This is a genomic window from Verrucosispora sp. ts21 (assembly GCF_002879555.1).
Taxonomy (GTDB): Bacteria; Actinomycetota; Actinomycetes; order Mycobacteriales; family Micromonosporaceae; genus Micromonospora; species Micromonospora gifhornensis.
In genome coordinates this window covers 40,653-58,832 of sequence record NZ_PNOZ01000019.1, presented here as the reverse complement: position 1 = coordinate 58,832, position 18,180 = coordinate 40,653, and the positions used below count along the sequence as shown (strand labels likewise).

Annotated in this window: 23 protein-coding genes and 1 tRNA gene; 7 read left to right on the top strand and 17 right to left on the bottom strand. The window is 69.9% G+C overall.

Annotation, left to right across the window (positions count from 1 at the left end; all coding sequences use genetic code 11):
* Positions 1–57: 57 nt before the first annotated feature.
* Positions 58–1,893, top strand: a complete 1,836-nt coding sequence (locus C1A38_RS10905) for an NHL domain-containing thioredoxin family protein (RefSeq protein ID WP_102657719.1) — start codon at positions 58–60, stop codon at positions 1,891–1,893.
* A 78-nt stretch (positions 1,894–1,971) separates the two neighbouring features.
* Here C1A38_RS10905 and C1A38_RS10900 read toward each other — a convergent pair whose 3' ends face one another.
* Genes C1A38_RS10900 through C1A38_RS10890 form a run of 3 tightly spaced genes read right to left on the bottom strand, consistent with a single transcriptional unit; the run spans position 1,972 to position 4,227 of the window.
* Positions 1,972–2,721: a LamB/YcsF family protein gene (locus C1A38_RS10900; RefSeq protein WP_102657718.1), complete on the bottom strand. Its 750-nt coding sequence runs from the start codon at positions 2,719–2,721 to the stop codon at positions 1,972–1,974.
* Complete coding sequence (locus tag C1A38_RS10895) at positions 2,705–3,559, bottom strand: 5-oxoprolinase subunit C family protein (RefSeq protein ID WP_102657717.1); 855 nt, start codon at positions 3,557–3,559, stop codon at positions 2,705–2,707. The genes C1A38_RS10900 and C1A38_RS10895 overlap by 17 nt, the downstream gene beginning before the upstream one ends.
* Positions 3,556–4,227, bottom strand: coding sequence for a 5-oxoprolinase subunit B family protein (locus tag C1A38_RS10890; protein ID WP_102657716.1), 672 nt, complete (start codon positions 4,225–4,227; stop codon positions 3,556–3,558). The genes C1A38_RS10895 and C1A38_RS10890 overlap by 4 nt, the downstream gene beginning before the upstream one ends.
* 106 nt (positions 4,228–4,333) lie before the next feature.
* On the opposite strand from C1A38_RS10890, the gene trhA reads away from it, so the two are divergent.
* Entirely contained in the window at positions 4,334–5,011 is a 678-nt protein-coding gene (gene trhA, locus C1A38_RS10885; RefSeq protein ID WP_102657715.1) for a PAQR family membrane homeostasis protein TrhA, read from the top strand.
* A 58-nt stretch (positions 5,012–5,069) separates the two neighbouring features.
* On the opposite strand, the gene C1A38_RS10880 is transcribed toward trhA, so the two are convergent.
* Positions 5,070–5,354: a DUF6458 family protein gene (locus tag C1A38_RS10880; RefSeq protein WP_013730797.1), complete on the bottom strand. Its 285-nt coding sequence runs from the start codon at positions 5,352–5,354 to the stop codon at positions 5,070–5,072.
* A gap of 115 nt (positions 5,355–5,469) precedes the next feature.
* Here C1A38_RS10880 and C1A38_RS10875 point away from each other — a divergent pair, with 115 nt between their 5' ends.
* On the top strand, positions 5,470–6,009 hold the full coding sequence (locus C1A38_RS10875) for a SixA phosphatase family protein (protein ID WP_102657714.1): 540 nt from the start codon (positions 5,470–5,472) through the stop codon (positions 6,007–6,009).
* 68 nt (positions 6,010–6,077) lie between these two features.
* On the opposite strand, the gene C1A38_RS10870 is transcribed toward C1A38_RS10875, so the two are convergent.
* The 4 genes from C1A38_RS10870 to C1A38_RS10855 all read right to left on the bottom strand — a co-directional run bounded on the left by C1A38_RS10870 (position 6,078) and on the right by C1A38_RS10855 (position 10,353).
* Positions 6,078–6,347 carry a DUF6458 family protein gene (locus C1A38_RS10870; RefSeq protein WP_013730795.1) on the bottom strand — a complete coding sequence of 90 codons (270 nt, stop codon included), beginning with the start codon at positions 6,345–6,347 and terminating at the stop codon, positions 6,078–6,080.
* A 158-nt stretch (positions 6,348–6,505) separates the two neighbouring features.
* On the bottom strand, positions 6,506–8,362 hold the full coding sequence (locus tag C1A38_RS10865) for an acyl-CoA dehydrogenase (protein ID WP_102657713.1): 1,857 nt from the start codon (positions 8,360–8,362) through the stop codon (positions 6,506–6,508).
* Between the two features lie 127 nt (positions 8,363–8,489).
* The gene (locus C1A38_RS10860) at positions 8,490–9,617 is read right to left on the bottom strand and encodes a PP2C family protein-serine/threonine phosphatase (RefSeq protein ID WP_102657712.1); all 1,128 of its coding nucleotides are present in this window, start codon (positions 9,615–9,617) and stop codon (positions 8,490–8,492) included.
* A 100-nt stretch (positions 9,618–9,717) separates the two neighbouring features.
* Entirely contained in the window at positions 9,718–10,353 is a 636-nt protein-coding gene (locus C1A38_RS10855) for a septal ring lytic transglycosylase RlpA family protein (RefSeq protein ID WP_102657711.1), read from the bottom strand.
* 180 nt (positions 10,354–10,533) lie between these two features.
* Here C1A38_RS10855 and C1A38_RS10850 point away from each other — a divergent pair, with 180 nt between their 5' ends.
* The gene (locus tag C1A38_RS10850) at positions 10,534–11,076 is read left to right on the top strand and encodes a phosphoribosyltransferase (RefSeq protein ID WP_102657710.1); all 543 of its coding nucleotides are present in this window, start codon (positions 10,534–10,536) and stop codon (positions 11,074–11,076) included.
* A gap of 162 nt (positions 11,077–11,238) precedes the next feature.
* Here the strand turns inward: C1A38_RS10850 and C1A38_RS10845 are convergent, their stop codons facing one another.
* Positions 11,239–11,760 (bottom strand): alpha/beta fold hydrolase, encoded by a 522-nt coding sequence (locus C1A38_RS10845; RefSeq protein ID WP_102657757.1) that lies wholly within the window; start codon positions 11,758–11,760, stop codon positions 11,239–11,241.
* A 109-nt stretch (positions 11,761–11,869) separates the two neighbouring features.
* On the opposite strand from C1A38_RS10845, the gene C1A38_RS10840 reads away from it, so the two are divergent.
* Entirely contained in the window at positions 11,870–12,301 is a 432-nt protein-coding gene (locus C1A38_RS10840) for an ASCH domain-containing protein (protein ID WP_102657709.1), read from the top strand.
* Positions 12,302–12,312: 11 nt separating this feature from the next.
* On the opposite strand, the gene C1A38_RS10835 is transcribed toward C1A38_RS10840, so the two are convergent.
* The 7 genes from C1A38_RS10835 to C1A38_RS30775 all read right to left on the bottom strand — a co-directional run bounded on the left by C1A38_RS10835 (position 12,313) and on the right by C1A38_RS30775 (position 16,558).
* A complete protein-coding gene (locus C1A38_RS10835; RefSeq protein WP_102657756.1) occupies positions 12,313–13,191 on the bottom strand; it encodes an LLM class flavin-dependent oxidoreductase in 879 nt (292 codons plus the stop codon).
* A gap of 380 nt (positions 13,192–13,571) precedes the next feature.
* A complete protein-coding gene (locus C1A38_RS31750; RefSeq protein WP_102657708.1) occupies positions 13,572–13,982 on the bottom strand; it encodes a hypothetical protein in 411 nt (136 codons plus the stop codon).
* Positions 13,983–14,089: 107 nt separating this feature from the next.
* Complete coding sequence (locus C1A38_RS10825; protein ID WP_102657707.1) at positions 14,090–15,301, bottom strand: helix-turn-helix domain-containing protein; 1,212 nt, start codon at positions 15,299–15,301, stop codon at positions 14,090–14,092.
* A gap of 143 nt (positions 15,302–15,444) precedes the next feature.
* On the bottom strand, positions 15,445–15,702 hold the full coding sequence (locus C1A38_RS10820; protein WP_102657706.1) for a Txe/YoeB family addiction module toxin: 258 nt from the start codon (positions 15,700–15,702) through the stop codon (positions 15,445–15,447).
* Complete coding sequence (locus C1A38_RS10815) at positions 15,699–15,974, bottom strand: type II toxin-antitoxin system Phd/YefM family antitoxin (RefSeq protein ID WP_102657755.1); 276 nt, start codon at positions 15,972–15,974, stop codon at positions 15,699–15,701. The genes C1A38_RS10820 and C1A38_RS10815 overlap by 4 nt, the downstream gene beginning before the upstream one ends.
* Before the next feature lie 90 nt (positions 15,975–16,064).
* Complete coding sequence (locus C1A38_RS10810) at positions 16,065–16,307, bottom strand: hypothetical protein (protein WP_146017512.1); 243 nt, start codon at positions 16,305–16,307, stop codon at positions 16,065–16,067.
* A gap of 32 nt (positions 16,308–16,339) precedes the next feature.
* Positions 16,340–16,558 carry a hypothetical protein gene (locus tag C1A38_RS30775; protein ID WP_146017511.1) on the bottom strand — a complete coding sequence of 73 codons (219 nt, stop codon included), beginning with the start codon at positions 16,556–16,558 and terminating at the stop codon, positions 16,340–16,342.
* A 517-nt stretch (positions 16,559–17,075) separates the two neighbouring features.
* On the opposite strand from C1A38_RS30775, the gene C1A38_RS10805 reads away from it, so the two are divergent.
* Positions 17,076–17,771 carry an ElyC/SanA/YdcF family protein gene (locus C1A38_RS10805; protein WP_502696928.1) on the top strand — a complete coding sequence of 232 codons (696 nt, stop codon included), beginning with the start codon at positions 17,076–17,078 and terminating at the stop codon, positions 17,769–17,771.
* Positions 17,737–17,946, top strand: coding sequence for a DUF6924 domain-containing protein (locus C1A38_RS32580; protein WP_373306998.1), 210 nt, complete (start codon positions 17,737–17,739; stop codon positions 17,944–17,946). Before C1A38_RS10805 ends, C1A38_RS32580 begins: the two co-directional genes overlap by 35 nt.
* Before the next feature lie 107 nt (positions 17,947–18,053).
* On the opposite strand, the gene C1A38_RS10800 is transcribed toward C1A38_RS32580, so the two are convergent.
* Positions 18,054–18,127, bottom strand: a tRNA-Gly gene (locus C1A38_RS10800).
* Between the last annotated feature and the right edge of the window lie 53 nt (positions 18,128–18,180).

Sequence of the window (18,180 nt, the reverse complement as noted above, 5' to 3'; positions counted from 1 at the left end):
ACCCGGAGATCGCGCCCAGCGGGTCGGTCCCGGCCGGCCGTACGGCACGATGGGGGTATGAGTGCACGCGTACGGGCGCCGGAGCTGCGGGGTCGGGGTTGGCTGAACACCGGTGGGCGTGAGCTGACGCTCGCCGACCTCCGCGGCAAGATCGTGATCGCCGACTTCTGGACGTTCTGCTGCATCAACTGCCTGCACGTGCTTGACGAACTGCGCCCGCTCGAGGAGAAGTACGCGGACGTCCTCGTCGTGATCGGGGTGCACTCGCCGAAGTTCGAGCACGAGAAGGACCCGGTCGCGCTTGCCGACGCCGTCGAGCGGTACGGCGTGCACCACCCCGTACTCGATGATCCTGAAATGGACATGTGGCAGCAGTACGCAGCCCGCGCCTGGCCGACCCTCGCGGTGATCGACCCCGAGGGCTACGTGGTGGCCACGATGGCCGGCGAGGGTCACGCCGAAGGGTTGGCCCGGTTGATCGACGACCTGGTCGCCACCCACGAGGCCAAGGGCACGCTGCACCGGGGCGACGGCCCGTACGTCCCACCGGCGGAGCCGCAGACGACCCTGCGTTTCCCCGGCAAGCTGGTGGTCGGGCCGGACGGCACCCTGCTGGTGTCGGACTCCGCCCGGCACCGGGTGGTCGAGTTGGCCTCCGACGGGGAGACGCTGCTGCGCGCCATCGGCACCGGCAGCCGAGGCCGGGTCGACGGTACGGCCGACACCGCGACCTTCTCCGAGCCACAGGGGCTCTGCCGGCTCCCGCGGCACGTGGCCGAGGTGGCCGGCTACGACCTGGTGGTCGCCGACACGGTCAACCACCTGCTGCGCGGCGTACGCCTGAGCAGCGGTGAGGTGGTCACCGTGGCCGGCACCGGGCGGCAGTGGCGCTCCACGGTCGACGACCACGCCCACGACGCGCTCTCGGTCGACCTCTCCTCACCCTGGGACCTCGCCTGGTACGACGACAAGGTCGTCATCGCCATGGCCGGCATCCACCAGCTGTGGTGGTTCGATCCGATCAAGCGGACCGCCGGCATGTACGCCGGCACGACCGTGGAGGCGCTGCGCGATGGGCCGCTGGCGGAGGCCTGGCTGGCGCAGCCGTCCGGGCTCGCCGTCTCCGCCGACGGCCGCCGACTCTGGGTCGCCGACAGCGAGAGCAGTGCCATCCGGTACGTCGAGGACGACGTCATGGGTACATCGGTGGGCCAGGGTCTGTTCGACTTCGGTCACGTGGACGGGCCGGCGGCGCAGGCGCTGCTCCAGCATCCCCTGGGTGTCTGCGCGCTGCCCGACGGTTCGGTGCTGATCGCGGACACCTACAACGGGGCGGTGCGGCGCTACGACCCGGCGACGGGCGAGGTGTCGACAGTGGCCACCGACCTGGCCGAGCCGAGCGACCTGGCGCTCACCCCGGACGGTGCGGTGCTGGTGGTGGAGTCCGCCGGGCACCGGATCACCCGGTTGGCTCCGGGCGCGCTCTCCGCCGTCGGCGCGAGCACCGTCGACGGCCAGCGCCACCGCACCGAACGCAAGCCGACCGACCTGGCGGCCGGTGAGGTGACGCTGGACGTGATCTTCACCCCGGCGCCCGGGCAGAAGCTCGACGAGACGTACGGCCCGTCGACCCGGGTGATGGTGTCCGCGTCCCCGCCGGAGTTGCTGGTCGAGGGGGCCGGCACCAGCACCGAACTGTCCCGCCGACTGGTGCTCTCCGACTCGGTGACCGAGGGCGTGCTCCAGGTGACCGCCCAGGCGGCCACCTGCGACGCCGACGTCGAGCACGCGGCGTGCCACCTGACCCGACAGGACTGGGGCATCCCGGTACGCGTCGCCACCGGCAGCGCGACCCGCCTTCCGCTGGTGCTACGCGGCCTCGACGCCGGCTGACGCGGGCATCGGGCGGATTGTGTTAAGAGGGGGCCCCTCCTCTACCGCAGGCGTTAACAAGGTGCCCTTCCTTTCACCTCAGGTGAAGGGGGTGGGGGTGGCGCCGGCGTCGATGAGGGCGGCGCGGACGAGTTCCGCGGCGGCCACCGCGCCGGGGCTGTCGCCGTGCAGGCAGATCGAGTCGACGACGCACGGGAAAACGCTGCCGTCGATGGCCACCACCGTCTGCTCGGTGGCCATCCGTACGGCCCGGCGGGCCACCTCGTGCGGATCGGTGACCAGCGCGTCGGGCGAGGTACGCGGCACCAGTTGGCCGTTGGGCAGGTAGTTGCGGTCGGCGAAGCCCTCGGCGACCACCCTCAGTCCCGCGCCCTGGGCGAGTTGGGCCAGCACCGAACCGGGCAGGCAGAGCAGGGGCAGTTCCGGGTCGTAGTCGTTGACGGCGGCGACCACCGCCGCCGCCTGGGTCTCGTCACGGGCCGCCGCGTGGTAGAGCGCGCCGTGCGGCTTCAGGTAGCGGACCCGGGTGCGGTACGCGCGACAGAAGGCGTCGAGCGCCCCGAGCTGGTACAGGACCTCGTCACGCAGTTCCGCGAACTCGTACGCGATGTGTCGACGGCCGAAGCCGGCCAGGTCGCGGTAGCCGACCTGGGCGCCGACGGCGACCCGGCGTTCGGCTGCGGCGGCGCAGACCCGGCGCATCGTCACCGGGTCGCCGGCGTGGAAGCCGCAGGCCACGTTGGCCGAGGTGACCAGGTCCAGCAGTGCCTCGTCGTCGCCGAGTTGCCAGACACCGAAGCCTTCACCGAGATCAGCGTTGAGGTCCATGGAACCTGACGGTAGTGCCTGGTCTGGCCTGGGCGAGCGGGGTCACGTCGTCCACCACGGCGATGACGGGATATCCGCCGGTGGTGGGATGGTCGGCGAGGAAGATCAACGGCTGGCCGTCCGCCGGCACCTGGACCGCGCCGAGGACGACACCCTCGCTGGGCAGTTCCCCGGGCACCGCGCGGGGCAGCGGTGCGCCGGTCAGTCGCGCGCCGACCCGGTTGCTCAACGGACTCACCGTGTACGCCGTGCCGTACAGCCGGTCCAGCGCCACGGCGTCGAACCAGTCGTGTCGCGGCCCGAGCCGGGCGGTCAGGTGCAGTTCCTGCGGGTACGCCGTCGGCACGGTGACGTCGACCGGGGCGGGTGGGCCGACCGGGACGCCCACCGGCAGCCGGTCGCCGTCGCGCAGTGGCGCCGGTCCGAGTCCGGCGAGGGTGTCGGTGGCCCGGCTGCCCAGCACCGGCTCCACGGCGATGCCGCCGGCCACCGCCAGCCAGCAGCGCAGACCCCGTCGGGCGGGGCCGATCCGCAACACCGCCCCCGCCGGTACGGCCAACGGGCGACCGGTGTCGCCGGGCCGGTCGCCGACCCGCACGTCGACCTCGGCCCCCACGACGGCAACGGTGCCGGCCCGGGTGAGGCGAAGTTCGCAGCCGGTCATGGTGATCTCCAGACCGGCCGTCGGTTCCGGGTTGCCGACCAGCCGGTTGGCCAGCCGTAACGCGTCCGGGTCGAGCGCGCCCGAGCGGGGGACCCCGAGGTGCGCCCAGCCGGGGCGGCCCAGATCCTGCACGGTGGTCAACGCCCCGGCGGTCAGCACCTCGATCTCGCTCATGTCGGCAGCAGGCGCACCGGGGTGCCGGGGGTGAGCCGGGCCGGCGGGTCGGCGCGCACGTCGAACAGGGCCAGCGTGGTACGCCCCACCAGCAGCCAGCCGCCGGGCGAGGCGGTGGGGTAGATCCCGGCGTACGGGCCGGCAAGCGCCACCGAACCGGCCGGCACCCAGGGTCGCGGCGAGGGCAGCCGGGGCACCGCCAGTTCGGCGGGGAGCCCGGTCAGGTAGCCGAAGCCGGGTGCGAAGCCGCAGAAGGCCACCCGGAATTCGGTCTGCGCGATGCGGCGCACCACGGACGGCACGTCCGTGTGCCAGTGTGCCGCCACCCGGGGCAGATCCTCCCCGTCGTACGTCACCGGCACCTCGACCGGTTCGACGGCGGCCGACGTGGTGAGCGGCCGCGTCGGGGTCCACGTCCTGATCGCCGCGGCGGTGGCCGTCGGGTCCGGTACGCCGTCGAGCAGCACGGTGGCCGCTGCCGGAACGATCTCGGTGGCCACCAGTTCGGCGCGCTCCCGACGACGCCACAGCTCGGCCCGCCACCCCTCCACCAGGGCGGGGTCCACCGGCTCGGCCGGGGTGAGCGCGTCGGGGCTGTCGGGCTCAGAGTCGGTGGGTGCGGCGAAGTCGAGGAGCAGGGCGTGCCCGCCGACGCGTCTGATCCGCATGCCACTATCCTTCCGGACCGGGGCACCCGGACGCGTCATCCGGCCGTCCGCAAGCGTGACCCGTTGCACTACCCGAAAGTAACCTACGCTGCCGTAACCTGGTGATGTGACGACCTCAGCACCGTCCCGGCTCAAGCCGGTCGACATCGGGAAACCCCGGATGCGCGGCTGGCTGCACACGTACGCGTTCTTCGTCGCCGTGGTCTGTGGCATTGTGCTCTGTTCGATCGCCGCCGCCCGGCCCGGCTGGACACCCCTGATCAGTTGCGCGGTCTACAGCTTCACCGTCTGCGGCCTCTTCGGCACCAGCGCGCTCTACCACCGTCGCGTCTGGTCCGCCCGCGGCTTCCAGGTGATGCGGCGGATGGACCACTCGATGATCTTCCTGTTCATCGCCGGCACGTACACGCCGTTCTGTCTGCTGCTGCTCGACAACCGCGCCACCGTGACCATGCTGGCGGTGGTCTGGGGCGGCGCGCTGGCCGGCGTGGCCCTCAAGATGATCTGGCCGCACGTCTCGCGGTGGGTCTCCGCACCGCTCTACCTGGCGCTCGGCTGGGTGGCGGTGGCGATTCTGCCGGACATCCTGCACCAGGGCGGCGTCACCGCGTTGGTACTGCTCAGCGTCGGTGGCGCGATCTACACCGTCGGCGCGGTCTTCTACGCGCTACGCCGGCCGAACCCGTGGCCCACCGTGTTCGGGCATCACGAGTTCTTCCACGCCTGCACCCTCGTCGCGGCGATTTGTCACCACATCGCCATCTACTTCGCCCTCTTCGCCTGACCGCACGCCACGGGGGGTCGGTGGGCGAACCCACCGACCCTCGGGTTGCGTACGCGGATCAGACAGTGGGGCCGGGCCGGCGCACCTCGCGGTACTCCTGCACCACCCGGTCGTCCTGGACCGGTACGGCCCGGTCGGCGACGACCCGCTCCTGACGGACCGGGGTGACCACGGTCCGTCGGCGCGAGTTCCAGAAGTAGAGCGTCACGAGCAGGCCGGCAACCCCGGTGAGCATCAGCACCCAGCCGACGACGCTCAGGTTGAGCCAGCCGAGATCCGCCTCCACGGCGAACGCGAAGATCGCGCCGAGCGCGATCAGGAAGATACTGCCACCGATGCCCATCTCTCGTCTCCTCGGCTATCGAAGCTGCATTCCACTTCGCCGCGGCCATCGATGAGGTTGCGGCATGCCTGGACTTACCCCGGCACGGAGATCGCCAATCGGGCAAGCTGGTGACATGAGGGACGGCGCGGTGCAGGAACGGACGCTCGTGCTGCTGCGGCATGCCAGGGCGGAACCACCCACGGCGGACGGTCTCGACGTCGAGCGCCCGCTGTCGGCGCGGGGGCGAGCCGACGCCGCCGCAGCCGGTGCCTGGCTGGCCCGGTGCGGGCTGCTGCCCGAGGTGGTGCTCTGCTCGGCGGCGCTGCGGACCCGACAGACCTGGCACGGCGTGGAGATGGGCATGACCGGGTCACCCCCGGAGGGTGGCCCGGCCGGTCCGGTGCCGGAAGTCCGTTACGAGCCGGATGCGTACGAGGCACATCCGGACGATCTGCTGACCCTGGTACGACGGGTCGAGCCGACGGTCGGCACGGTCCTGCTGATCGCCCACAACCCGGGCATCTCGCTGCTGTCGGAGTTCCTCGACCCACCGCAGGCCGACCCGGACGGGCTGCGCACAAGCGACCTGGTGGTGCATCGGAGCACGCTGCCGTGGGCGGACCTGGCTCGCGGTACGGCCGCGATCAGCGCCCGGCACACCGCCCGAGGCTGAAAGAGGCTGAAAACGGACGCGCCGAGCCAGCGGGCCGGTGGCCCTGCTGACTCAGCGCGTGTGGTGCCTCAGCTCGGTGGTGCGGTGGGCGGCGGCGGATCGGGAGGTGGCGGCATCATCGCGGTCGGATGAGACAGCCGGTTCTCCTCCACGATCAGCGTCCTCGCCCGCTTTCGGCGATCCTGCCAGAACCAGAGCGTGGTGAGCAGGACGCCCAGGCCGGCCAGGATGAAAACCCAACCGACCGCGCGTAGGTCGACCCACCAGACGTTTGCCCGGATGGCGAAGGTCAGGATCGCACCGATGGCGATCAGGAAGATCCCACTACCAATGCCCATGTGCGCGGCACTCCCCCGTGCGGTTGCTTCTGGGCGTACGTTGACTGGCCCGCGACGGTTACCCGTCCGAGCCGGGGTTACCCGCGCCGCGCTGGGCGAACACGCCGACGGCCGGCGGGCAGTACGCCCACCGGCCGTCCGGAGCCGCTATCGGCAAATCAGAAGATCTCCTCCGGGAGGTCCATGATCTCCAGGTCGGTGCCCTCGATGATGCGCCGGTCGGCGCCGATGCGCGGCAGCACCTCGCGGGAGAAGAACCGGGCAGCAGCCACCTTGCCGGTGTAGAACGCCTTGTCCGCCGCCGAGACCTCACCGGCCAGCGCCTTCAGCGCCACGTCCGCCTGCTTCTGCAGCAGCCAGCCGACCACCAGGTCACCGATCGCCAGCAGGAACCGCCGGCTGGCGAGCCCGACCTTGTAGAGCGCGCGGGTGTCGCCGCCCTGTGCCTCGCCCAGCCAGCCGGTCAGCACGCCGAGGATGGTCTGGATCTCGGCCAGCGCCTTGCCGAGCGCCTGGCGCTCCTGCTTGAGCTGGCCGTTGCCGCCCTCGCTGGTGATGAACTCCTGGATCTCGGCGGCCACCGCCATCAGGGCCTTGCCGTTGTCCCGCACGATCTTCCGGAAGATCAGGTCGAGGCTCTGGATCGCCGTGGTGCCCTCGTACAGGGTGTCGATCTTGGCGTCCCGGACGTACTGCTCCAGGGGGTAGTCCTGGAGGAAGCCGGAGCCACCGAAGGTCTGCAGGGACTCGTGCCCGAGCAGCTCGTACGCCCGCTCCGAGCCGACGCCCTTGACCAGCGGCAGCAGCAGGTCGTTGACCCGCTTGGCCAGCTTGGTGGCCTTCTCGTCACCGGCCGCCTCGGCGATGGCGACCTTGTCCTGCCAGGAGGCGGTGTAGCAGACCAGGGCCCGCAGACCCTCGGCGTACGACTTCTGCAGCAGCAGCGAGCGCCGTACGTCGGGGTGGTGGGTGATGGTCACCCGGGGGGCGGTCTTGTCGGTCGACTGGAGCAGGTCGGCGCCCTGCACCCGGTTCTTGGCGTACTCCAGGGCGTTCAGGTAGCCGGTGGAGAGGGTGGCGATCGCCTTGGTGCCGACGAGCATTCGGGCGTACTCGATGATCATGAACATCTGCCGGATGCCGTCGTGCTTGTCGCCCATCAGCCAACCCTTGGCGGGCACGCCGTGCTCGCCGAAGGTCAGCTCGCAGGTGTTGGAGACCTTCAAGCCCATCTTGTGCTCGACGTTGGTGGCGTAGACGCCGTTGCGCTCGCCCAGCTCGCCGGTCTCCTCGTCGAAGTGGTACTTCGGCACGACGAACAGCGACAGACCCTTGGTGCCCGGGCCGCCCACGCCCTCCACGCCGACCGGGCGGGCCAGCACGTAGTGGACGATGTTGTCGCTGAGGTCGTGCTCACCGGAGGTGATGAAGCGCTTCACGCCCTCGATGTGCCACGAGCCGTCCGGCTGCGGGATGGCGCGGGCCCGGCCGGCGCCCACGTCCGAGCCGGCGTCCGGCTCGGTGAGCACCATCGTCGAGCCCCACTGCTTGTCGACGAAGAGCTTGGCCCACTTCTTCTGCCGCTCGGTGCCCTCGACGCGCAGCACGTGCGCGAAGGACGGGCCGGAGGCGTACATCCAGATCGGGGCGTTCGAGCCGAGCACCAGCTCGGCGAGGGCCCACCACAGCATCCGGGGTGCGTTGCTGCCGTCCAGCTCCGCGGGGAGGTCCAGCCGCCAGAACTCGGAGTCCATGAACGCCTGGTACGACTTCTTGAACGACTCCGGCAGCGGCGCGGTGTGCGTGGCCGGGTCGAAGACCGGTGGGTTGCGGTCGCTGTCGGTGTAGCTGGCGGCCAGGTCCTCGCGTGCCAGGCGGTCCATCTCGGCGAGGAAGGTCCGCGCCGTGTCGACGTCGAGGTCGGTGTACGGCTCCTGGCCGAACGCCCGGTCCGCCCCGAACACCTCGAACAGGTTGAACTCGAGGTCCCGAAGGTTGCTCTTGTAGTGGGTCATGCCGCTGGCCCCGCTTCCGGACAGGTGTTACCGATCAGTAACCCCGACTGTATTACTCACGGGTAGACAGCGACAAGTCGCTCGCCGAAGTGACGGCAATTACACACGATCGAACATGGCCGGCGCCTCAGCCCTCGGTCGCGCCGACCTCCCAGCTCGGCACCACCGCTGTCACACCGCTCGCGGTGCCCGTGTACTCCATCAACACCAGCGCGATGTCGTCGTCGAGCCGCCCGTGCACCCACTCCTTCAGCGCGGTCTCCAGCGACGCCAGACCGTCGGCGACCGTGCCGTGCCCGAGCAACCGCCAGGCCCGGTCCGCAGTCGGGAAGAACTCGCCGTCCCGACGTGCCTCGCCGAGACCGTCGGTGAACAGCAGCAGGCGATCGCCCGGCTCCAACCGCTCCACCCGGGGACGGACCACCGGCATGAAACCCAGCGGCGGCGCGGGAGCGGGCGGCTCCAGCGGGATCACCGCACCACCACGCAGCAGCAGCGGAGCCGGATGCCCGCAGTTCACGATGGTCAGCGTGCCGCCACGCTCCTCGACAAGCGCCGCGGTGACGAAGTCCTCGTCGCCGACGTTGCGGGCCACCGCGCGGTCCAGGTCCGCCACCACGGCCCGCAGGTCGGCCCGCTCGTAGGCCACGTGCCGGTACGAGCCGAGCACGATGCTGGCCAGCCGGACCGCCTCCAGCCCCTTGCCGCGTACGTCTCCGATGATCATGCGTACGCCGTACGGGGTCTCGATCGCCTCGTACAGGTCGCCACCGATCTCCGCCCGCGCGGTGGAGGAGATGTACCGCCCGGCCACCGACAGGGCGCCCACCCGAGGCCCGAGCGGGCGCAGCACCGCCTGCTGGGCGACCGCCGCGAGCTTGGACAACTCGGCGATCTGCTTGGCCTGCCGCTCCCGTACCGACGCCACCGCCGCAGCGATGCCGGTGCCCAGCACGATGCCCGCCACGGCGACCGCGGTGGACAACGACAGCATCCGCTCGGCCAGCGCGAAGCCGGCCCCGAGCAGGGAGGCCGCCGCCCCCACACCGAGCACCACCCGCCAGGACGCCAACGCGGCGGCCAGGAAGGGAGCGGCCACCATCAACGCGATGTAGTTCGCGGCGTGGCCGTCGGCCAGCTCCACCGCCGAGACGGTTGCGAGCAGAACGAGGGCCGCGCCGAGGCCGGCGCGGGATCCGGGGCTCAGCGGGCTACGGCCCGGCTGGAGGAGTCGCGTGCGTACGTCCGACAGCATGCCTGATGGATGTGAACGAAAGCACGAACCTGACCCGTCGTACGAGCGGACTCTGACCACCAGGATCGTGGGCCAGAGCCGATCGCCGGCCGGCACCGGCTCAGCCGAGCACCTCGTACCGGACCTCGATGTGGCCCAGGTCGAGCGAGGCGATCTCGGCGAACGCCGCCCGGGACAGGTCCAGGCAACGGCCGTCGATGAACGGCCCCCGGTCGTTGATCCGGACGGTGATCGACTTGCCGTTGGCCGGATTGGTCACCCGGACCTTGGAGTTGAACGGCAGCGTCTTGTGCGCGGCCGTCATGTCCTCCGGGTTGAACGTCTCGCCGTTGGCGGTCATCTGACCCTGCCAGTAGAACGACGCGCCGCACGAGCCGGTCTCCACCACCGGTCGCGCCGTCGTCTTCTTCGCGGTGGGCGTCGGCTTCGTGCTCGGCGTCGGCTTGGCGCTGGGCGTACGCGGCTTGCTGCGCGACGGCGCCTGCGCGGTACGGGTCGGCGTCGGGCTCGCGGTCGCGCTCGGCGAGGCGCTGGCGCTCGGCGAGCCGCTGGCCAGGTCAGGCGTGGCGGAGCTGGGCGAGAAGTCGATCGCCACCGGCCGGACCGGCTCCGACCCGGCGGTCAACTGTACGGCGCCGACGGTGCCACCGACGGCGAGCGCGACGGCCACCGCCGCGCTGGCCGCGATGCCGGCCGGCGAACTGATCCTGCGGGTACGGGTGTGCCTACCAGTCACCGGCCCGGTCCTTTCCTCAACAGATCAAATCGGGTCGGACCATAACGAGAGAAGCACTTCCGAAGTCAACGTGATCATGGTGGTATGGCCGGAATTGCGGCGATACCTGAAGCCGATCATCCGACCCGCGATCGGCCGGGCGGCCCGGTGCCCGCCGACGTCCCGGCGCACCATAGGAGGATGTCCGCCGAGCTCAGCAAGCGTCTCGTCGAGTTGTTCCGTTGGGTCGACCCGGGCCCGGACGCGAGCCACCTGGTCAGCGACATCTCCGGCTGGTGGCGGGACCCGACCGTCCTCGCCGAGTTGGGCCCGGCACTTGTCGCACCGTTCCGGGCGGCCCGACCCACAGTGGTCGTGGCACCGGCGGTCACCGGGTTCCTACTCGGCCCGCTGGCCGCCACCGCGCTCGGCGTCGGCTTCGTGCCGGCCCACAAGCCGGGCGACGGACGGCTGCCCGCCGGGCCACTGACCTGGGCGCAGAGCCCGTCCGACTTCCGTGGTCGGCGCGTCGACCTGGCGGTGCAGAGCCGACACCTGAGCGCCGGCGACCGGGTGCTGGTGGTGGACGACTGGGTCGCCACCGCCGCCCAGGTCCAGGCACTCTACGACATCTGCGCCAGCCTCGGCGCGGAACCGGTGGGCACCTCCGCCGTGGTCGTCGACTGCCCCCCGTCCGTAGCGACCACCCTCCGCATCCACGCCCTCACCACCCTGCCCACGTGAAAGGAAGGGCACCTTATTAACGCCTCAGGTAGAGCAAGGGCCCCTTGTTAACAGCCGCGCCGCGCCCACACCAGCGCCGCGCACGCAGCCGCACCGCGCCCACGCCCGCACCGCGCCCACACCCGCACCGCGCACGCAGCCGCGCCGCGCACGCAGCTCAGCTCAGCGGACGCGGACGAAGCCCTCGACCACGGTGCAGACCCGGCCGAGCGCCTCGGCCGAGTGGGCCAGCGGCCCCGGCACCATCAACGCGTGATCGGCGGCCGGGATCTCCAGCACGTGCGGGGTCAGCCGCCGGGCGGTCGCGCTGTCCCAGGACGAGTCGGCCGTACCCCCGACCAGGATGAACGGGGCGGTGGCCCGGCGCAGCGCGTCGACCAGCTCCGCCCGGTGCAGCAGCGGGGTGAGCCAGACGGCGGGCAACCCGCGCGCGGCGGCCAGCGGCGCGGCCAGCGTGCCGAGCGACTTGCCGACCAGCAGGTCCGTGCGTTCATTCAGGGACGGAGCGACCTGGTCGCACACCCACCTGCCGATGGTGTCCACGTCGAAGTCCTCCGGCACCTGCCAGGAGATTCCGTGCAGCCCGAAACCGGCCCGCCGCAGCGCCTCACCCAGATAGAGGAACAGTGGGTACCGGGTGTCGTAGCCACGCCCCGGAATGAGCACCGCACGTCGGTCCGCCATGGACATCTCCTTCTTGTCGGGCATCGACCGTACCGCCAGAAAAGCCGCAGCGGCATGGCCGAAGCGTCACCGGGCGCCCACCGGCTGGTCGGCCGGTACCCTCGGCAGGATGTGGCCACGGATCGGCGACCTGCGCGCCCTCGCTCTCGGTACCCCCGGCGAGCTGCGAACCCACCTCAACACGCTGGTGCTCAACGGGGTGAAGACCGCAACCGCCGGCCTGCTCGACGAGTACGCCGAGGACGGCGAGGAACTGGAACACGTAGGTGAGCGGCTGGCCCTCGTCGACGACCACGACGCGCTGGTGGGCGTCGTCGAGGTGACCGATGTGCAGATGTACCGCTTCGCCGAGGTGCCGTGGGACTTCGCCCGCGCCGAGGGTGAGGGCGACCGTTCGATCGAGGAGTGGCGGGCCGGCCACGCCGCCTACTGGGCCCGTATCGGCACCCCGGTCACCGACGACACCCAGATCGTCTGCCTCCGTTTCCGCCTGGTCAGCGCCGGCGAAGGCGGCATCGCCACCGGCGACCTGAGCACCTGACCCCGGCGTCCTCAGCCTCTCAGCTGCGGCAGGAGGCGGGTGGCGACGTCGGCCAGGACCGCCTCGTCACCGGCGTACCAACTGCTCTCCCGGGGCCAGTGCGTGATCACGTCGGTGAAGCCCAACTCGGCCGCCCGCCCGACCTGGTCGGCGAAGAACTGGGCACTGCTCAACGAGAAGACCGGAGCCGCGTCCAACGAGAGATAGCGGTCCAGCGCGTCCGGGTCACGTCCCTGTGCCGCCAACACCGAGTCGAACCTGGCCACCGTCTCGGCCACCCCCGCCCACCAGGTGTCGAGGTCGTCGCCACCGACGCCGATGGTCACCCAGCCCTGGCCGTACCGGGCGGCGAGCCGCATCGAACGCGGCCCGTTCGCAGCGACCACGAACGGCACCCGTGGCTGCTGCACACACCCGGGGTTGTTGCGCGCGTCGACAGCCGCGAACCAGTCGCCGCGCCACGTCGTACCGTCCTCGCGCAGGATCGCGTCGAGCAGCTCGGTGAACTCGGCGAACCGGTCCACCCGCTGCCGCGGCGGCAGCGTCTCGCCACCGAGCACCGCCGAGTCGAAGCCGATGCCACCCGCGCCGAGCCCGAGCAGCACCCGACCGTCGGAGACGTCGTCGAGCGCCGTCACCTGCCGGGCGAACGCCGCCGGATGCCGGAAGTTGGGCGAGGCGACAAGCGTCCCGAGCCGGATCCGGGAGGTCACCGTCGCGGCGGCGGTCAGCGTGGCCATCGAGTCGAACCAGGGCCCGTCCACCAGATCCCGCCAGCCCAGGTGGTCGTACGTCCAGGCGTGGTCGAACCCCCACTCGTCGACCTGCTGCCAGCGGTGCCGGGCCACCGACCAGCGCTGGTCGGGCAGAATCACGATGCCAATCCGCATGATCACCAGGGTACGGCGATCCCGGTCATCGGGCGCGGCACCATCGCGTCGGAGACCTCGGTCCCTACTTGCGGTTCCGTCGCGCCATCCAGAGGCCAGCGACGGCCGCCGCGGCGAGCGGCACCAGACAGCACAGGCTGAGAATGAACAGTTGCCACGGCTTGATCGCTCCCACGGCCAGCAGCGTATCGACAGTCGGCCACCTACGAAGTTCCGTGGTCGACGGCGCTCGTCTCGCCCCGATGTGTTCTGGTCCGGTTACCGTCCTTCTGATGGTTGCCTGGCCCAGCCGATGAAGCGTCGATGCAGCGCCCCAGCCGGCGCCCAAGGCAGGTCACAGCCACCACAGCTCCAGATCGGCAACACCGGACCGTGCGTGCTCACCGCACGCCCCCCAGGAACCGGGCCACGCTCGCGCGGGCCTGCCGGCTCGTCGCCCATTCCACCTGCCAGCACGGGTACGGCACCAGCCGCGCCCACCACACCCGGCAACCCGCACACATACCGTCGAGCCCTCGGACGTGTACGGCGAGAATCATGCGCTCCGGCCCGCCGGTCACTGCTCGCTCTCCTGCGGCCAGTGGCCACGGTTGATCGGGATCCGATGCCGGGCACGACAGGGCAGGTCGGCACCGCATCGGCAGACACGCCGCCAGCGCTGCCAACACCACACCGGCCGATGCCGCCGCGCGAACGTCAACGCGGTAGCGGAGAGATACTCGTCGTACGAGACGCGCCGCACGTAACCTCCCTCGCCGATCACGAGGGCACTGTTGCCGCCACCCTCTGATTGCGGGGGACGCGGCGGCCAGGCGTTGATCGCACCGCCCGCCGCATCCCGTGAGCGGAAAGCTACGGCTGGTGGCGAGGCGGAATGGGTAAGGTTCCTACCCCTGGATCACGGCACGAGCCCGACCTTGAGCGCGAGGTCACGGGCATCGTCTCGGATGGAACGCGGCCCGTCGAGCAGGTCCAAGGTGATCTGGCGGGCGTACCCGTTGAAGCGGATCGTCTCCGGAGCCGACTCGTACGCCTTCCGCAGCGTCGCCACGGTCGCTTCCTTGTCGTCCTTGCCGTAGTGCGCCCGCGCGACCTCGATGAGATGGCGTGCCCGTCGCGGCCGCGACGGGATCGCCGCCGCATCATGACGACGGGCCTGCCGCACCGCCTCGCCGGATTTCTGCAGCTCCACCGCCACGGTCACCGCATGAGCACCCATGATGACCTGGGAGAACGACGTCTGCGGCTGGTAGAAGCCCTTCGGCAGGCGCTGTGCCACCTGGTCCGCACGGTCCCAGTACCGCCAGGCTCGCCCTTCCTCACCGGCACGAGCAACGGTGTACGCGGCTTCGAAGTTCAGCGCACCCCACAAGGCCAGCAGATTCGTGCTCCCGTCGGCTGCCCGCGGCTCCAGCGCCGACAGCACATCCAGCGTCACCGCCATTGCGGTGTCCCAATCCCCGGCGTCCCGATGCACCTGACACAGGAACCACCCCGCACACGCGAGCGCCTCCGGATCACCGGACTCCTGCGCCGCCACCATCGCCCGATCCGCCACCCGCCAGAGCAGCTCGGCAGCGGGCTGGTACGCGATGAACATCTGTGCCAGGCCGAGCATCTCCGCCAACAGGGCCTGTGCCTGCCGCCGCTGGTCACCCTCGTACGCCAACACGGCCCGCTGCCCGTCGCGCAGCAACCCCGGCAGCAACCCGCCCAGCACCGTACGGTGATCCGACGCCTGATGCCTCGCCCGCCACGCCACCGCAAGCCGCTCCCTCAGACCGGCCAACGACTCCGCCGGGGTGTCACCGGAAAGCGGGATGCGGTTCACGGCATCCCGAACCGACGCCAGCGCCGGATGCTCCGGCCCGTTGACAGCCGCCGACCGATCACCCAGCTCCACGGCCAACACCGACACGTCGATCTTCAGGGCACGCGCGATCCGATCCAGCATGTGAATGCGCGGCGGCAGAATCCGATCCGTCTCCACCGCCTTGACCCACTCGGCGCTACGCCCCACCAACCCACCGAGCACCGCACGAGTCTTCCCGGACCGCTCCCGGTAGACCTTCAACCGCTGCCCGAACGTCAACTCCGGCAAGGAATCCACCCGGAACCTCCTCGCGTAGCGCGGCGAAGACCACCGACCCATCGGCCGCAATCACCACGCTACCGACAGGCAGGCCACCCCATAACCCCTCACAGCCGACCGTGGACGGTGCTGTGGTCCGATCGCGGCTCTGGAGTGATCCGCTATCGGTCGCCGTAGTGGTACCGGCAGGCGATGATCTCAACGTCGTCCTTGGTGATCCGGTAGACCAGCCGGTGTTCGCGGTCGATTCGGCGGGACCAGAAGCCGGACAGCTCTCCCCGCAGGGGTTCCGGCTTGCCGATGCCCTCGTATCCGTTGCGCATGATGTCCGTGATGAGGTCGTTGATGCGTTTGACCAGTTTACGGTCGGTGTGACTGAGGTACTGGCTCCAGGCTGTCGCGGTGAAGACCAGCCTCACGCGACGTCCCGCACGGTGGCCGGGTCGATCAGGTCCCGCTCGGCCGCGTCACCCTGCTCAAGCTCGGCGATCGAGCGGCGCAGGGCTGCGGCGTTGGCCGGGTTGCGAAGGAGGTACTCGGTCTCCTTCATCGCCTCGTACTCCGCAAGCGGGACGATGACCACCGGTTCGTGACCCGACCGGGTCACCACCACTTCCTCGGCGTCGTTGATGACGCTGTCGAGCTCGGCGGCCAGGTTCTGGCGCAGTTGGGTGAAGTTCACGGTCCGCATGACCACCTCCGATAAGTACAGGAAATTGTACCTCGACTGGCTCGTGTTCCATCGCTGGTCGACGAGGCGGAGCGCCCTACCGGTCGAGCCTCAATGGTTGTTGTCAAGGGTGGGGGTGTTGGGCTTGATCCGGCTGGCGACTCGGGGCCATCGGACGGTGGGGCAGGTGGGTGCGTCGGTGGCGCTGCACCCGTTCTGTTCGCGGAGGCGGTACCACTGCTCGTGCGCAGCGAAGATGCGGTTCATGCCGTCATGCTCGTCGCGTAGCTCCAGGAACTCGTCGAGGAGGTCGAACAGGCTCTCGACGGTGCGGGCGTCCAGGTCCGGATCCATGTCGCGGACGTTCTTGGGACCGATGGGTTCGGTCAGGTGAGCGATGATGCTCCACCAGGCGTGGTTGTTGAGGCAGCCGGCTTGAGCCACCAGCCATGGCTGAAACCAGTCAGCAAGGTCCGTGCGGTCGCCTGGTTGCACCCTTCGACGAATGCCACGACGCTGGCGAAGTCTTCTCGGATGAGCCACATCCTGGGGCGTTTGCGGATGTTGGCGAACAGGTCCCGGTAGTTGGTGATCGTGATGGTCACGGCCGAATTGTGCCTGACTGTTGGCGGCTCACGCGCCCTTGCGGTTGTGGGGTCTCCTCGGTCGGGCAGGCTCGCCCACTGGCCACTGCTTGCCGCAGCAATATCGAAAGCCCTGGCTGGGACTGTCGTCCTGACCAGGGCCTTTGACCGTGGATCGGGTGACGGGAATCGAACCCGCACTGCCAGCTTGGGAATTGCCGATCTCCGGCAGGCCACCAGCTTGACAGCGAGGTCTCGGCAGTCTGCCGTGGCCTCGATTGGCCCCTACTCTCCTCGCCCAATGGCACGCCGGGTTGCTCCCTCGACGGCCGGCGATGGGTGGTGACGGCACCGCCAGTCTGCGAAGTGGTGCGGGTAGTTCGGGGGTGGGGGTGGCGAGGGCGCGCAGCAGCAGCGGGCCCACGGAGTCAATGAGGGCTGAAAAGATCGCATGCATGGTCTCCCTACCTCAACCCGACGACCTGGTGTCCCTGGTCTTGCGCATCGGCCTTCACGACGGCCCGGCCGGGGCGGCTCGGTGAATCCCAACAAGGCAACGCCTCGGGTTGTGGCGGAAGAGGATCTAGCCGGGTTCACAGCCGATCAGTTCCTGGAGGTCATGAAAGTCCTCACAGTGATCCTGACCTTGCCCCAATCAGCGGCCGACCACGTGGACGCGCTCGTGGTAGCCACCGGCCAGGGCGAAGAATGGCGTCTCACTCATGCGATCCGCAACTGGGAGACGAACCCAACGCTCCGCCACCTTCTAGTAGCGAACGGGAACCCGGATGAAGAGACCTACGTCGAGATCACGCTCGACTACCTACGGAGCCTCGGCCTTCGTCGCATCAACGGGGTATACATCCAAGCCGAGCCAGCCCCCAACACCGGCTTGCAGGCTGCGTGGATCGTCGACCAGGTCCACGCCCGCGGTATCACCAGCCTCGCGCTCGCCGTCTCGCCCTACCACTTGGCCCGCGCCTACCTCACGGTCCTCAGAGCATTCACCAGGAGCGGACTTCGCCTCCCGATGGTCCCGCTACCCGTGGCCGTTCCCCCTGATGCGCCCGTCCCGGAAACCGGAGCGACGGCCTACGACCTCGTACCCGGCGAGATCAAACGCATCCTCAACTACATGGACAACGGATGGGTCGCCACGCCGGAGGAAGTGCAGCAGTACCTACAGTGGCTTTGGCGCCATCACAGAGCCCTCCTCGTCACGACCCCGATCTGAAGCAGGCGTAGACCGTCCAGCCTCTCTGTGCGACGAGCCGGGCCGCACCTTCCGGGTACCACCCCGCTGGTACGCCGAGGTCTCGGCCAACCTCTCCATCGCGAACATGGACTTCGCCGACTTCGCAGACTCCGTCGACGCTTCCGGCGTGTTCCAGGGCTTCGAGCGGGCCTGAGCGCCCAACGTGAGCTAATGGCACGCCAATGACACGCCGCATGATCGTTGACCTTGAAACATTGAAGGCCCTGACCGGGACTCGCATCCTGATCAGGGCCTTTCGCGTGGAGCGGGTGACGGGAATCGAACCCGCACTGTCAGCTTGGGAAGCTGATGTTCTGCCATTGAACTACACCCGCAAGCGGGACCACTGTACCTGAGTCACTGCCCCCGTGCACCCAGGCACCCCGCT

What these genes read in the sequence shown, in the direction of transcription:
- C1A38_RS10900 (WP_102657718.1), bottom strand. Translation starts at nt 2,721, where the DNA reads ATGGACCTCAACGCTGATCTCGGTGAAGGCTTCGGTGTCTGGCAACTC.
- C1A38_RS10810 (WP_146017512.1), bottom strand. Translation starts at nt 16,307, where the DNA reads ATGGATCCGGACCTGGACGCCCGCACCGTCGAGAGCCTGTTCGACCTC.
- C1A38_RS10870 (WP_013730795.1), bottom strand. Translation starts at nt 6,347, where the DNA reads ATGGGCATTGGTAGTGGGATCTTCCTGATCGCCATCGGTGCGATCCTG.
- C1A38_RS10840 (WP_102657709.1), top strand. Translation starts at nt 11,870, where the DNA reads ATGTGGCCACGGATCGGCGACCTGCGCGCCCTCGCTCTCGGTACCCCC.
- C1A38_RS10835 (WP_102657756.1), bottom strand. Translation starts at nt 13,191, where the DNA reads ATGCGGATTGGCATCGTGATTCTGCCCGACCAGCGCTGGTCGGTGGCC.
- C1A38_RS10865 (WP_102657713.1), bottom strand. Translation starts at nt 8,362, where the DNA reads ATGACCCACTACAAGAGCAACCTTCGGGACCTCGAGTTCAACCTGTTC.
- C1A38_RS10880 (WP_013730797.1), bottom strand. Translation starts at nt 5,354, where the DNA reads ATGGGCATCGGTGGCAGTATCTTCCTGATCGCGCTCGGCGCGATCTTC.
- C1A38_RS10850 (WP_102657710.1), top strand. Translation starts at nt 10,534, where the DNA reads ATGTCCGCCGAGCTCAGCAAGCGTCTCGTCGAGTTGTTCCGTTGGGTC.
- C1A38_RS10860 (WP_102657712.1), bottom strand. Translation starts at nt 9,617, where the DNA reads ATGCTGTCGGACGTACGCACGCGACTCCTCCAGCCGGGCCGTAGCCCG.
- C1A38_RS10890 (WP_102657716.1), bottom strand. Translation starts at nt 4,227, where the DNA reads ATGCGGATCAGACGCGTCGGCGGGCACGCCCTGCTCCTCGACTTCGCC.
- C1A38_RS10905 (WP_102657719.1), top strand. Translation starts at nt 58, where the DNA reads ATGAGTGCACGCGTACGGGCGCCGGAGCTGCGGGGTCGGGGTTGGCTG.
- C1A38_RS10895 (WP_102657717.1), bottom strand. Translation starts at nt 3,559, where the DNA reads ATGAGCGAGATCGAGGTGCTGACCGCCGGGGCGTTGACCACCGTGCAG.
- C1A38_RS10845 (WP_102657757.1), bottom strand. Translation starts at nt 11,760, where the DNA reads ATGGCGGACCGACGTGCGGTGCTCATTCCGGGGCGTGGCTACGACACC.
- C1A38_RS10875 (WP_102657714.1), top strand. Translation starts at nt 5,470, where the DNA reads ATGAGGGACGGCGCGGTGCAGGAACGGACGCTCGTGCTGCTGCGGCAT.
- C1A38_RS10815 (WP_102657755.1), bottom strand. Translation starts at nt 15,974, where the DNA reads ATGCGGACCGTGAACTTCACCCAACTGCGCCAGAACCTGGCCGCCGAG.